Here is a 12,806-nt window from a genome sequence, read left to right as displayed (position 1 = left end):
GGTCGTGCAAAATCGGCGCACCCAGGCTGAGCATATGCAGCCGCAGCTGATGGGTTTTACCGGTGAAAGGCTGTAGCTGAAATAAACCCAGCTCGCCGCTGCGATCAGTCAGTTCGATGGTTGAGCGGGCATTGGGCTCACCTTCGGCAATGCGGTTAATAAAGCCGGGGTTGGCTTTTTCTATGCGGTTGTCGATATGCCAGCGCAGCGGCAAAGCGGCGGTCTGCAGCTGTGGCATAAGCCGGGCCACCGCCTGATACTGTTTGTGAATACTGCCCTTCACAAACAGCTGGTAATAGCCCGGCCGGCTTAGCGGGTTTAACGAAAACAGCACCAGGCCTGCGGTATCACGATCCAACCGGTGCACCGGGACTAGGTCGTGTAACCCGGTATCGCGTTTAAGCCTGGCTAGCAGGCATTCATTGACGTAATCGCCACCCGGCGTCACCGGTAGAAAGTGTGGTTTATCCGCAATCAGCATATGCGCATCCTGATACAAAATGCGATGGGCAAACGGGATCACCGGTTCGGCAGTGACCTCACGGTAATAACACAGCCGACGGCTTGGCAAAAACGAGGTTTGTTCGGTGATGGCTTCGCCTTGATACCAGTGCACCTTGCCAGCGGCAATGCGTTCACGCCAAACGGCTGCACCAATTTTTGGAAAGCGCTGACATAAAAACTCGAACACGGTACGGCAGCCGTTGCTCTGAGGGGGCAGGGTGATTTCAGAGGCTGTTTTCGCAATCGACACTGGGGCTTGATCCTTGCTGTAATGCGGCTAGTTTATCACAAAAAGAGCTGGGTTCTGTAAGGCGTTCACCAGCCTGTTGCATTGCTGAAAATAATTGTATTTCGCATTTAAGCTGGCGATAATCTGCTTTTGAACCTTGGAGTATCCGATGACTATTCAACGTCTTAACCCCAGCCAGCGTTGGTCTGATGCCACTGTATTTAATGGTATTGCTCACTTTGTTGAAGTGCCGGAAGATACCAGTGCTGATATGGCTGGCCAGGCCCGGCAGATTTTTCAGCAGGCCGAGCAAACTCTGGCTGCCATCGGCAGCGATCATAGCCAGTTGCTTAGTGCCACCATTTACATTACCGATATCAGCCAGCTGGATGCTTTTAATCAGTGCTGGGATGCCTGGCTGCCAGCGGGCTGCGCCCCATCCCGTGCCTGCATCAAAGTAGAACTGCTGGACCCGACCATGCTGGTGGAAATTGCCTTTGTGGCCGCTTGCGCAACATAACAGGAGTGTATCGAATGAACAAAATCATGACCTTGCTGGCGGCTGCCAGCTGTGTAGTAGTCGTGGCTCAAGCCGAGCCGGTCCAGTTTGGTAGCGATGTACAGCAGGATAAGCTGGTGGCTTTAACCACTATTCTGGCAACGCCTGAGCAGTATCTGCAGCAGGGAGTGACGGTACAGGGCACCATTACCGCTGTCTGTGAGAAAATGCACTGCTGGATGCGCTTTGCCACAGCGGAGCATGAGCCAGCCTTTCGTATCAAGGTTCGGGATGGCGATATGGTGTTTCCGCTGAGTGCCAAAGGCAAAACCGCTTACGCGACCGGTACCTTGCAGCCCTGGCCAGGCGGCGACACGCCGCGCTATCAGTTGGTGCCATCAGCCGTATTGATTGAACCTTAAAGGTACGTCAGTCGGTTTTGCTGAGCAGGTACGTCAGTAATTGCTCCAGCTCCTGCTGGTAATTGCGTGGGTTCAGGCTGTTGTTATTCACGCGGTACTTGCCATTCACCACGAAAGTTGGCACAGCCGAGACTGTGCGTTGCCGCGATAGCTCGCTTTGCTCATTACGCATAGCGGTAGCGGCAGCTCTGACACTGAAACTTTGTAGTCTGCCATCGTAAGTGTCCGCATCGATACCAGCCTGTAAGGCGAGGTTGCGTACATCCTGTGTCGACTGGATCGGAGCTCGCTGGCGATGCAACCGGTTAAAAACAGCTGTTGAAAATGCATCACCATACCCTGCAGCAACCGTGGCCAGATAGCCATGCTCTAACGCTTGCTGGGTTTCTGCGCTGGCTCCGGCCATAAACCACATCACTTTACGAAATCGCACCTGCTCAGGCAGTTGCTGGCTGAACGCCTGTACAAAAGGCTCAATGGCGGCACAGGCGGCGCAGTAATATGAGAAGTACTCTTTGACTTCTGGCTGGGTGCTTGGGGTGGTTGCAATAACATCGTAGTGCTTACCCTGTTGAAATGGCTGTGCCCAGGTCGATAGAGTTGTTGTCAGCAGCAGGAAAAAAAAGCTGGCTTGTAATTTCATTGTAGGTATTTGTTGTTATTTTGCTGTGTTTTGCATTGTCGGATAGTTTGCACGGTGCTGCAAGTAAAACAGGTGGAATGCACTCGGTAGAAAGCAAAAAGGGCACCGCAGTGCCCTTTACAAGTCTTTCAGCTGTAATGCTTAGAACTGACCGGTCACACCCGCATGCCAGACTTTCAGGCCTGAGACATCACGGTTGCTGCCGTAGCCAGCTGCCAGTGCCCAGTTCTGGTTGAAGAAGTGCTTGGCTTTAAAACCATAGCTTTTGCTGCGATCGTAAGAGACAGCAACAGAGGTCATGCGGCTGAAGTAGTAACCTACTTCCGCTTCCCACTGATTGTCGGCACCTTTGTTACGGTCGTAACTGGCGCCTACCGTAATAAAACGATCATCGCCCAGCGCAGCGAAGTATTTGCTGCTGATGCCCTGGTAGTCGAAGTCGTCATCGGTGGCGGCAGTAAAGCCGATGTAGTCGTTGCCTTCTAACTGCAGATTGTAGCTGGCAGAGAACAGGTAAGAAGTGCTGTCACTGCGTGGGCGCAGTGCTTCAGCGCGAACAATGAAATCATCAGAGAACAGGTAGCCCAGACCCAGAGTATTGGCATGAAAACCACTGCTACGAGCATGGCTAGCAGACACGACAACGCCGGAGTCGGTGAAGTATTCGCCACCTAAAGCCCACAGGTTGGTGCCGGCAAAGCGGGAATAGCCAGCCTGCAGATTGGATGTTTTGTTGATGTATTCAAACTGATCCAGCGGGCCCAATACGGTTTTGCGGTCCAGGAAATAGACGGCATCCAGCGTGCGAACATTGGTAGAGCTACCGCTGTAACGAATGTGGTCCCATTCCAGCGATGAAATCAGCTGATAATCGTTTGCTACTGCTGAAGCGGATGCGGCGACCGCGATAAAAGGAAGTGCGTATTTAAACATCATTGTTGTCCTTGTCCTGATAGGTTCGGCCGCGGATTCTAAGGACAACAGTCTGTAGTGTAAAGTCACAAAAGTGTAAAAAACTGTAATTAAAGATGGGTTTGATTGTTTTTTAAACGTATCGGTTGGATATTGAGCGCTGTAACGGTGAAAAGCCAGGCTGCTTGTGCCGCCTGGCTGTTAAACACTAACTGTCTTTTTGCAGCAGGTAATCGACCAACTGTTCCAGCTCGGTGGCAAAATTACGCCCATCCAGGCTGGCGTTGTTGATTTTGTATTTACCATTGATCACAAAGGTAGGGACCCCGGTCAGCACCCGGGCGCGGGACAGTTCATTTTGTTCGTTGCGCATGACGGTCGCTCCCATGCGTACCGAGAAGCTGTTGATGCGACTGTCGTACTCTTCGGCGCTGATGCCAACACCCAGCGCGATGGAGCGCACATCGCCATCGTTACGGATTTGCTGGCGCTGACGGTGAATATGGTTAAAGACCGCAGTGGAGAAAGCGTTACCTCTTTCCAGCGCATCAGCGACCAGGTAAGCGCGGGCCAGGGTATTTTGCACTTCCGGTGAAGCGCCACGGACGAAATCCACATGCACTTTTTTAAACTGGGCACCTTCAGGCAGGTTCTCACTTAATTGTTGCACCAAAGGTTCAATGGAGGCGCAACCACCGCAGAAAAAGGAAAAGTACTCTTTAAACTCTGGTTTGCTGGTGGCTTGCTCAGCAATCACTTCGTAGTGTTTGCCCTCTATAAAGGTTTGGGCAAATGCTGGTGCACTTAACAGTGCTGCTGTAAACAGGAAAGCGAACAGCTTTTTCATTCTCGGGTTTCCTTCAAAAAATACGACTGTTGTTTCGGCCTAGCCTAGCAAAAAAGCATGAATTTGCCCATGGCCGACCGATTAAAAGCCAGGTTGCAGCGACAAAGGGGGCTGGCGCAGCTGAAACAACTGCTCTTTTAACACCAATGCCTGCTGCTCCCAGTATTTGTCTGTCGCAAACCATGGAAAGTTCATTGCAAAGGCCGGATCATCCCATCGTCTGGCTAACCAGGCCATGTAATGGATCATACGCATAGCACGCAAGGGTTCGATCAGTGTGAGCTCTGCCGGGTTAAAATCGCAGTACTGCTGGTATTCTTCCAGCATGGTTTCCAGATAAAGCAATTGGTCGGCGCGCTCACCGGACAACATCATCCAGAGGTCCTGGATGGCCGGGCCCATCCGGCAGTCATCCAGATCCACGAAAAAGGGCCCCTGTTGATCGATGAATAAATTACCGGCATGGCAATCGCCGTGTACCCGGATTAACTCCTTAGGTTGGTATTGTTTGGCTGCCTCGGCAATCACCTGATCTAACGCGGTAAAAAATGCCGATTGCATATGTGGTGGGATCTGGGGGCATTGCTGCAAGACCTGCCGGCTTTGGTGTAGGTGGCTTTCGACACTGAAGGTCGGGCGGTGTTGAAACACTTTGCTCTTACCCACCTGATGCAACCGGCCAAGAAAACGGCCCAGTTGTGCCAGCTGTTCTTCGTTGTCGGTCTCCAGCGAGCGACCGCCCCGGCTTGGAAATAGCGCAAAATAACCACCGGCATAGGGCAGTACCGATTGGCCATTGAGGCTGACCGGTGCCACCACGGGCACGTCTGCTGCCAGCAGTTCACGGGTAAAATCATGTTCCTCCTGCAGCTGCTGCAGGCTCCAGCGTTGTGGCCGGTAGAACTTCACCACCCAACGTTGAATTGCTGGCTGCCCCGGCAATTCGCCACGGAATTGATAGACCCGGTTCTCGAAGCTGTTCAGCGCCGTTAAACCGGAATCGATGGCCAGGCCAAGCTCTTCTAGTGCATCCAGCACGGTATCCGGTGTTAAATCGGCAAAACAAAAGGCAGACATAAAGCTCCTGAAGTCGCTGCAGGCAAAAGATGCAGCGACTATAACACGAAGGGAGCTAGCGTCTGGAGAAGAAACGGTTGGTTTGCGACACTTCAATAGCTGGTTGGCCTTCTACCCGCACGGTGAAGGTGATATCGGTGATGGGCTGCGCCAACTCCCAGGGATCGGCGGCCAGGCTTATCGGTAGGCTGGCGGTTTCTCCACCGGCTACGGTCAGCTCGGTTGGGCCTATCCAGCGGACATCATCCAGGCCGGATACGGAGAACACAAAGGTTTGCTGTTGCTGTGATTTATTAATAAGGCGCAAGGTATAGGTGTTTTCCACCCAGCCTTCGCTGGTATCGCGGAACAAGGCCCCGCGGTCACGCAAAATATCAAACTCCAACGGCTGCCGGCTATAAAGCGTATACACAAACGCCATGCAGACAACCACCAGTACAGCAAAATAACCCAGTAGTTTGGGGCGGAGAATATGAGCCCCTTTGCCTTGCAAGCGGCTTTCAGTGGTATAACTAATCAGTCCTTTCGGATAGCCCATTTTTTCCATGGTATCGTCGCAGGCATCAATGCAGGCACCGCAATTGATGCACTCGTATTGCAAACCATTGCGGATATCGATGCCGGTTGGGCAGACATGGACGCACAGGTTGCAGTCGATGCAATCCCCCAGGCCCTTTTCTTTGTAATCGGTATCCTTGCGGCTGCGTGGCCCACGTGTTTCACCACGACGCTCATCGTAAGCCACAGTAAAGGTATCTTTATCGAACATGGCGGACTGAAAACGAGCATAGGGGCACATATGGGTGCACATAATTTCGCGCATCCAGCCGGCATTGCCATAGGTACAGAAGGTGAAGAACAGCACCGCCAGCGTGGCCCAGAAGCCAGCTTGCAGGGTGAAGAAATTCAAAAACAGCTGATCAATCGGCGTAAAGTAGCCGACAAATACCAAGGCGGTCAGCAAGGCAAAAGCAACCCAGCAGAGGTGGGTTAGCAACTTTTTACTGAATTTGCTGATGCTCCAGGGCTGTTGGTCCAGTTTCATCCGCTGGTTGCGGCTGCCCTGAATTTTTTCTTCGAACCACATAAAGATAAAGGTCCAGACGGACTGTGGGCATAAATAACCACACCAGACCCGGCCATAGAAGGTCGTGACAAAAAATAAAGCGTAGGCAGCAATAATAAAAATCCAGGCCAGAATGGTGAAGTCCTGTGGCCAGAGCGTCAGGGTATAGATACTGAATTTTTGTTCGGCAATATTTAGCAAAATCGCCTGCTCACCGTTGTAGCGCAGCCAGGGCAGCAGCATAAAGAGCCCCATAAAGAAGAAGCCCATATAACGGCGAATCGCCTGGTGCATCCCTTTCATGGCTCGCACATAGATGCGATCACGTGATGAATAGCGACCTGGTGGAGTTTTTCCTGGCGTATGCAGCTGGACGTCTACCGGGATATTTTTTACATCAATTTTGTCAGTCACGCTCACCTCGGCCATGGCATTCGTCAGCAGGCAATCTGCCCGCAGTATATCACTTCTTTGGCGGCTGTTCAGGAACAGCGCTTTTACTTTGTTGCAATGCAGACAATTGAGTCAGCAATCGGGTATGATCAGACCAACTGTACTTGGGAAGGTGTCATCATGAAACCGCTTATACTGATCTTGTTAGTGATCCTGTTGTTGGCGACATTTTCGGATCATCCCAAAGTGAGCCCTTACAAAGAAAAATTGATTGAGCAGTTTTACCAGATGGCCGGTTCGTCCAGTCGCTCTGGTGAAGCTCAGGCGTTACGCAACATCGACCGCCTCTTTACTGAGCTTGGCAAAGAGCTTGGAGAAGGACAACGTGCTCAGTTGCAGCGGGCCGCGTCTTCGAAGCAGGAGCTGTTGCTATTTCGGCAACGCTATTGCATCGATGGTGATTTCAATCCTTTGTTGTTTGGCGAGCCTTTGCGTAAAGCCTGCGGCATTATCGACAGTCAGTATGACATCCTGATGCGGCAATAAGCTTGCGGTACATCAAATAAAATACATTAGGAGACGCTTATGCGTGTATGTGGCATAGAAATTAAAAGCAATGAAGCCATTATTTGTCTGATGACGCTGGAGCAAGGATTATTTCAGTTGCCAGATTGCCGTCAGCAACGCTTTGCGCTGCTACAAGATAAAGATGCAGAGGCTATGCGCAAGTTTCAGTTCACGTTGCAAAAATTCTTTCAGGACTACCAGATCCGTCAAGTGGTAATCAAAGAGCGACCACAAAAGGGGAAGTTTGCAGGTGGATCAATTGGCTTTAAGATTGAAGCCGCGTTGCAGTTGTTGCCTGATGTTGAGGTGGCGCTGCTAACTGGTCAGCAGATCAAAGAGCAACTAAGCCGTAATCCGCTGTTGATCGATTTTAAAGCTACCGGACTAAAGGGGTTTCAGCAAACGGCATTTGAAACGGCTTACGCCTGGTTGCACCATAAAGAATGATGAGCTTCCATCCTGAAGCCTTTACCAGGATCAGGATGAAAACTAATTAGAGCCAGTTTTGCCAGGCGGAGGCGGCACGGGCTCTACCACCACATCCGGCCTTTGGCTGGCTTGCTGAATGGCTTGCAATACCAAATGCCGAATAATCTTTGACTTCGCCTCACCGGTCATTTCACTGAGTTGATTTAAGGCTTCAATCGCTTCCGGGCTCAGCGTAAAAGTGGCATGGCGCATTGGCAGCCGCGGTCCACTTTCCTCGTCTGGTAGTAGCTGACGCAAACTCACCACCTTGGGCAAGCCCATGGCATAGTTGTTGGCGTCATCAATAAACTCGTCTACATTTACCGACCGCTTTTCAGACGGCGTAGACTTTTTTCTCAGATCCCTCAGCCCCATCTTCTTGTATCGCCTTCATCGACAGCAGTTCAGTAATCATGTCCCGGATCTCGACAGCCGCTTTGCCATCCGGATCGATGTCCATCACCGATAAGCCTTTCTCTTCACTGTCATCATAGATGTTACGGCTGTAGGTGATGGCTTCAAGCACCCGTAAGTTGAATGACTTGCAGACTTCTTTAGCATCCAGAATACGGTTCGCCTGATTTGGCAGTGATGGACATTGTGTCATCACGCAGCCAACAATCATATCCGGATTGACCACATTGCTGGCGCTGACCAGGTCTTCCAGATGTTCCAGGGTTTTCAGGTCGCGTCGCTTGGGACGCAACGGCAGCAACACATGGCTGGCAACCACCATGGCCGATCGAAGCGCCACACTGTCCTGACCACCGCAGTCTACCACTACCACATCGTAATGCATTTCCAGACTTTTTAATTCGTAACGAATTTTGCCATACATCTGCACGCAGTTTATCCAGGGTAAGTCAGGATTTAAATGCCTTTCCTGCACCCAATCCGATGTGGTGCGCTGTGGGTCACAGTCTACCAGCATCACATTGGCTTGTTTTTCCCGGGTAAAATACACTGCGATATTCTGCGCCAGGCAACTTTTACCGCTACCGCCTTTCTCACCACCGACCAACAGAATCATCAGCCTTTCCTCATGTTGCAATGAACAGACAACGGCCTGCAAATTGGCCTATACTTAAAGTATAGGTGGTAAATAAGCATTGAGCGAATTAGGAAGACTTTTTCTTTTTTAACGACTTGTGCGTACTTTATGTCGCACTTGTCTGTGTACCTGATGTAATAAATGAGCAAAAAACATGCAGGAAAGGTTTCCTGTTTCTGCAAAAACGAAGTATTCTATAATGCTCAGTGGTAAAAGTGAGAGCGGGTAAGCAATGGCAAATTACAGTGAAGTGAAAGCAGTGTGTGAGCGGTTGCAGCGGGAAGGTCAGATCATCACCCTGGATCTTTTGGCAAAATATCTGGATGGCAGCCGCTCCAGCATAGTGGTTCATTTTGATCATTGGTGTAGTGAAACCCAATACGAACCAAAGCAGGGCAAGCAGGACGCTGCAACCTCCTCAGGCAAGGGGATGCCGTCGCTGAGTGCGTTAACAGAAAAAGTGCCGGGTTCTCTAAGTAAGATGATCAATTTCAGCAAGAAAATGATGAAAGATAAAAGCTCTGCGCCAGAGGCTGACAAACCAAGCGCTGAGATGAGCAAGACTTCATCAAGTGAGCTGAAACAAAAAACAGAGTCCGATTTACCGGAGATAGATGCTGCCCTCTCGGATCCACAGGCGGATAAGCCGGTAGCAAAGTCGAGGGATGATGCCATTGTTCGTGCTGCTGAGGCCGTCACCAAGCCAAAACAAGACAAGGCGAGTGCGCCTGAATCAGAAAAACAAGCAGTTGCCAAAGAAGACAAAGAAATAGTCGCCCAGCAGGTGGCTACCCCATCAAAAGCAGCAAGAGAGACTGACGTGGCGACATCATCTGAATCGAACAATGTGCCTGTTGCAAGTGACGCTATGGTGTCTCAATTGGAGATGCATATCGAGGAGCTGGAGCAACAGCAGCAAGATCTGCAGCATGAAATTGCCCAATTACGCGACAGGGCGCGCGAGCTTACCGAAGACAGTGAAGATCTGCATCAGCAGTTTACCGATGCGCAGCAACTAGCGATTGAACGTCAGAAGGCCCTGAATGAATTGCAACAAAGTCTGGTGCAGCATCAGGCAGAGCTCAATCAGGTAAAAGATAGGTTGGCGGAAGCAGAGCAGCAACGTGATGAAGCCACTCAGGCGAAACGCCAGGGCGATGAACAGTATGAGTTGCTTGCGCAGAAGCTGGATGCGTTGCAGATGGCCAATGCCGAGCTGCAGTCGCAGGCAGGCTCTAAGCATGCAGAGCATGTCAGCCAACTGGAAGAAAAGTTGGAGCAAACCCAAAAAGAGCTCGCGTTACAAAAACAAGAGCTGCCGGTGCTTGAGCAGCAACTGCAAAAATCAGAGCAAGCCAGCGCCGCTTTGCAGAAAAAGCTGGATGAAGCCAGCCAGCACTACCAGCAGCTGGAAGCAAAGCTCAAAGAAAGCGAGCAAAGTGCCGCCGATCAGGGGGGGAATCTGGCGCAACTGCAGCAAGAGCGGGATGATGCCAGGCAGCAACTGGATGATGTGATTGCAGCTAAAGACGAGATGGCTGAGCAACTGAAAGAGCAGGCACTGCAAATTGAACAGCTGTCCTCTAAGTTGCCTGAAATGCGCTCACAGCATGAGTTCGTCGAGCAAGAACAGGAGCTGCAACGCTTACGCTCGCGCTTGCAGGTGATGGAAAGTAAGATTGCGCACCTGCAAAGTACCAACCAGATGCTAAAAGAGCAGAGTGAAGTGACGGCCGGACATCAGAGCCGTCAGCGTGAAACCATCAAGTTGCAACGTGAAGAGAACAAACAATTGCGTGAAGCGCAGCAGCAGTATCTGCAGGAAAAAGAGCAACTGCAACAGCGGCTGGCGAAGATGGAGGAGCAACTGAGCTTTGTGAAGAACAACTCGACCTCGACCATAGAGCGACTGACCTTGTCTAACCAACAGGCACAACAGCGTATCGCTACTCTTGAGCAGCAACTGAGTAAAGCGGGTATTGCATAGTTAAGTACTGGCATGAACAGGGTGCCTTATACCTTCATTATGCCCATCTAGAACAAGCTTCTGGATGGGCATAATTTTTTGTTCAGACCAAACTCTAACGGCGGCGACGACGCACTAGCAGGATGCCGGTCAGACCAACGACCAGCCAGGCAAGCGAGCCGCCATTGTCCAAATCATTGTCCTGTTGTGGTTGCTGCTCAATCAGGGTGTTGGCTACCGGGTTCAACCCGGCTGCAGTATTGCTTCTGGCATCCACGATCACCACACTTTCGATCAACACCAGATTCTCGGCTGTGACTGTCTTGCCTGCTGCTGCATCGGCATTGGTGTAGTTTCGTAAAGGCATACTATTTGCTGCGCCGCCAAGATTAAAACGCGGCAAAGCAGCGATGGCTTCTAATATCTCCATCCCTTGTTCAGAAATCTGACCAAACACAGTGAAACCCCCATTTTGGGTATCCAGTTGAGGCTGGCCTGCATGGTTGTTATTTAAATTGAAAAACCACTGGTTGGTGGCACTGTTGGGACGATTCTCCAGCTTGGCCATGGCGATGGTGCCTTTACGATTCGATAGTTTTGGCTCGTTCTGCACCGCAGCTCGGGCGGGGATCACATCTAGTGGCAGCTCGCCGCTGTAGGCAAAGCCGCCCCCCTGCACCACGAAGTCCGGCACCAGACGATGAATCACACTGTTATGATAGCTTTCATCTTCGACATACTGCAGGAAGTTCTCTACCGTTTTCGGCGTGATCTCGTCAAATAAATTGACTTCAAAGTTACCTAACGAGGTTCTGAACTCGACAATGGTTGCTTGCAATGACCAAGACCAGGCAAGGCTGCAGAGGGAGCTGGCAAGCAACAAAGAGTGCACTAATTTCATCAATAGACCCATTCGCGATTAATAAGATAGATAGCATACTGCAGAGTCTGTTATAGGAACCAGTGAGCGTAACACTTAATAACCAATGACTACCAAACGCAACAGCCGTTAGTACTAGCCAACAGCAGAGCTCCCACCAGCGCACTGACAAAGAAGATCGGGACTGACCAGGCATGAAACTCTCGCCAGAGTCCGGGGTGCTTGGCCAGGCGCAGCGCGATTAGGTTGGCCAGTGAACCTATGGCGAGGCCAAAACCACCGACACTGACGCCCCAGCTGAGGGCTCGCCAGTCGTCGGTAAAGTTTTGCAAAAAGATCGCGGCCGGGACATTGGATAGCAATTGTGACAGTACTGCGCCAGCAGTGAAAGCACCGCCGGGAAGCTCCAGCGAGGCGGTGGCCAACTGCTGCATCAGAGGCAACTGCGCCAGCAAGCCTAAATCAATGAACATTAGTGCAAAAATCAGCAGTAACCACCAGTCGATGCCAAGCACTACCGCTTTGGCTCTGAACCAATAACCAAAGGCCACCAATACTGCAGCTGCAGGGGCCAAACCAAGCTCAATGGCTATAATCACCGGCAGATAGCCCAGCAGTGACCAGCGAAACAGTTGTTTATCTTGCCTGGGTTGCGAAGAACTGGCCGGCAATAACAGTCGGCTGGCTGGAAAGGCCAGATAACTCAGCACCATCAATAGCAGCGTGAGTAGCAGCGCCAGTGGCAGCATCATCAGCAAAAACTGCAGAAAACTAAGGCCGGAAGCCTGCCACAGCAGCAGATTTTGTGGGTTGCCGATAGGGCTGATGCTGGAGCCGGCATTGACTGCCAATGCCAGAAAAATGATCAAACGACCGACCGGCAAGCCGCTCAGCCTGGCCAGGCTCAGACAGATGGGCACCAGCACAAAAAGTGCCACATCGTTGGTAATTACCGCCGATAGCAGGGCAGCAAAGGCCACCAACACCACAGCCAGCTGACGCTGAGAATGCTCCTGCCTCAACAACCAGGCGGCAAAGCGGGCCAGATAACCACTGTCTTCCAAACCCCGGCTCAGCAGCATCAAGGCCGCCAATGCGGTGATGGTGGGCCAGTCGACCAAGTGCAGCAGAGCTGCCGGGCTGCTGGGGGTAAACCAGAGCAATAGTGGCAGTGCCAGCAGCAATACCAGCAGCAGTAAGTCTTCCGTGACTCTGGAAAGCAGGTGGCGCAACAGATGCATGCTAAGAAAGCTCCGGCCGTTGATAGAAAAGCTATTGTACT

The 12,806-nt window shown here is 51.4% G+C and carries 15 protein-coding genes; 5 read left to right on the top strand and 10 right to left on the bottom strand.

Annotation, left to right across the window (positions count from 1 at the left end):
• The coding region (locus JJU14_RS11610) for a pseudouridine synthase (RefSeq protein WP_228613728.1) at positions 1 to 754 on the bottom strand (754 nt) is incomplete at its 3' end.
• A 148-nt stretch (positions 755 to 902) separates the two neighbouring features.
• On the opposite strand from JJU14_RS11610, the gene JJU14_RS11605 reads away from it, so the two are divergent.
• On the top strand, positions 903 to 1,253 hold the full coding sequence (locus JJU14_RS11605; protein WP_228613726.1) for a RidA family protein: 351 nt from the start codon (positions 903 to 905) through the stop codon (positions 1,251 to 1,253).
• A gap of 14 nt (positions 1,254 to 1,267) precedes the next feature.
• Positions 1,268 to 1,654 carry a DUF4920 domain-containing protein gene (locus JJU14_RS11600; protein ID WP_228613724.1) on the top strand — a complete coding sequence of 129 codons (387 nt, stop codon included), beginning with the start codon at positions 1,268 to 1,270 and terminating at the stop codon, positions 1,652 to 1,654.
• 7 nt (positions 1,655 to 1,661) lie between these two features.
• Here the strand turns inward: JJU14_RS11600 and JJU14_RS11595 are convergent, their stop codons facing one another.
• From JJU14_RS11595 to ccoG, 5 genes are all read right to left on the bottom strand, one after another.
• Complete coding sequence (locus tag JJU14_RS11595) at positions 1,662 to 2,297, bottom strand: thiol:disulfide interchange protein DsbA/DsbL (RefSeq protein WP_228613722.1); 636 nt, start codon at positions 2,295 to 2,297, stop codon at positions 1,662 to 1,664.
• Positions 2,298 to 2,438: 141 nt separating this feature from the next.
• A complete protein-coding gene (locus JJU14_RS11590; RefSeq protein ID WP_228613720.1) occupies positions 2,439 to 3,230 on the bottom strand; it encodes a putative porin in 792 nt (263 codons plus the stop codon).
• Between the two features lie 187 nt (positions 3,231 to 3,417).
• Complete coding sequence (locus JJU14_RS11585) at positions 3,418 to 4,056, bottom strand: thiol:disulfide interchange protein DsbA/DsbL (RefSeq protein ID WP_228613718.1); 639 nt, start codon at positions 4,054 to 4,056, stop codon at positions 3,418 to 3,420.
• An 81-nt stretch (positions 4,057 to 4,137) separates the two neighbouring features.
• Positions 4,138 to 5,133: a serine/threonine protein kinase gene (locus JJU14_RS11580; RefSeq protein ID WP_228613716.1), complete on the bottom strand. Its 996-nt coding sequence runs from the start codon at positions 5,131 to 5,133 to the stop codon at positions 4,138 to 4,140.
• Positions 5,134 to 5,188: 55 nt separating this feature from the next.
• Positions 5,189 to 6,613 (bottom strand): cytochrome c oxidase accessory protein CcoG, encoded by a 1,425-nt coding sequence (gene ccoG, locus JJU14_RS11575; protein ID WP_228613714.1) that lies wholly within the window; start codon positions 6,611 to 6,613, stop codon positions 5,189 to 5,191.
• Positions 6,614 to 6,772: 159 nt separating this feature from the next.
• Between ccoG and JJU14_RS11570 the strand changes: the two genes are divergently transcribed.
• Entirely contained in the window at positions 6,773 to 7,138 is a 366-nt protein-coding gene (locus JJU14_RS11570) for a hypothetical protein (protein ID WP_228613713.1), read from the top strand.
• Positions 7,139 to 7,177: 39 nt separating this feature from the next.
• Entirely contained in the window at positions 7,178 to 7,606 is a 429-nt protein-coding gene (locus JJU14_RS11565) for a DUF3010 family protein (protein ID WP_228613711.1), read from the top strand.
• A gap of 42 nt (positions 7,607 to 7,648) precedes the next feature.
• Here JJU14_RS11565 and JJU14_RS11560 read toward each other — a convergent pair whose 3' ends face one another.
• Both JJU14_RS11560 and JJU14_RS11555 read right to left on the bottom strand, forming a co-directional pair.
• A complete protein-coding gene (locus JJU14_RS11560) occupies positions 7,649 to 8,002 on the bottom strand; it encodes a replication protein RepA (protein ID WP_228613709.1) in 354 nt (117 codons plus the stop codon).
• The gene (locus tag JJU14_RS11555) at positions 7,962 to 8,657 is read right to left on the bottom strand and encodes a division plane positioning ATPase MipZ (RefSeq protein ID WP_228613706.1); all 696 of its coding nucleotides are present in this window, start codon (positions 8,655 to 8,657) and stop codon (positions 7,962 to 7,964) included. Before JJU14_RS11555 ends, JJU14_RS11560 begins: the two co-directional genes overlap by 41 nt.
• A 253-nt stretch (positions 8,658 to 8,910) precedes the next feature.
• Between JJU14_RS11555 and JJU14_RS11550 the strand changes: the two genes are divergently transcribed.
• On the top strand, positions 8,911 to 10,665 hold the full coding sequence (locus JJU14_RS11550) for a hypothetical protein (protein ID WP_228613704.1): 1,755 nt from the start codon (positions 8,911 to 8,913) through the stop codon (positions 10,663 to 10,665).
• 94 nt (positions 10,666 to 10,759) lie between these two features.
• On the opposite strand, the gene JJU14_RS11545 is transcribed toward JJU14_RS11550, so the two are convergent.
• Positions 10,760 to 11,545 carry a peptidylprolyl isomerase gene (locus JJU14_RS11545; RefSeq protein WP_228613702.1) on the bottom strand — a complete coding sequence of 262 codons (786 nt, stop codon included), beginning with the start codon at positions 11,543 to 11,545 and terminating at the stop codon, positions 10,760 to 10,762.
• Between the two features lie 89 nt (positions 11,546 to 11,634).
• Positions 11,635 to 12,765 (bottom strand): SLC13 family permease, encoded by a 1,131-nt coding sequence (locus JJU14_RS11540; RefSeq protein ID WP_228613700.1) that lies wholly within the window; start codon positions 12,763 to 12,765, stop codon positions 11,635 to 11,637.
• Between the last annotated feature and the right edge of the window lie 41 nt (positions 12,766 to 12,806).

It is taken from the genome of Alkalimonas sp., assembly GCF_020831925.1.
GTDB lineage: Bacteria > Pseudomonadota > Gammaproteobacteria > Enterobacterales > Alteromonadaceae > Alkalimonas.
This window is presented reverse-complemented; position numbering and strand designations above follow the sequence as displayed.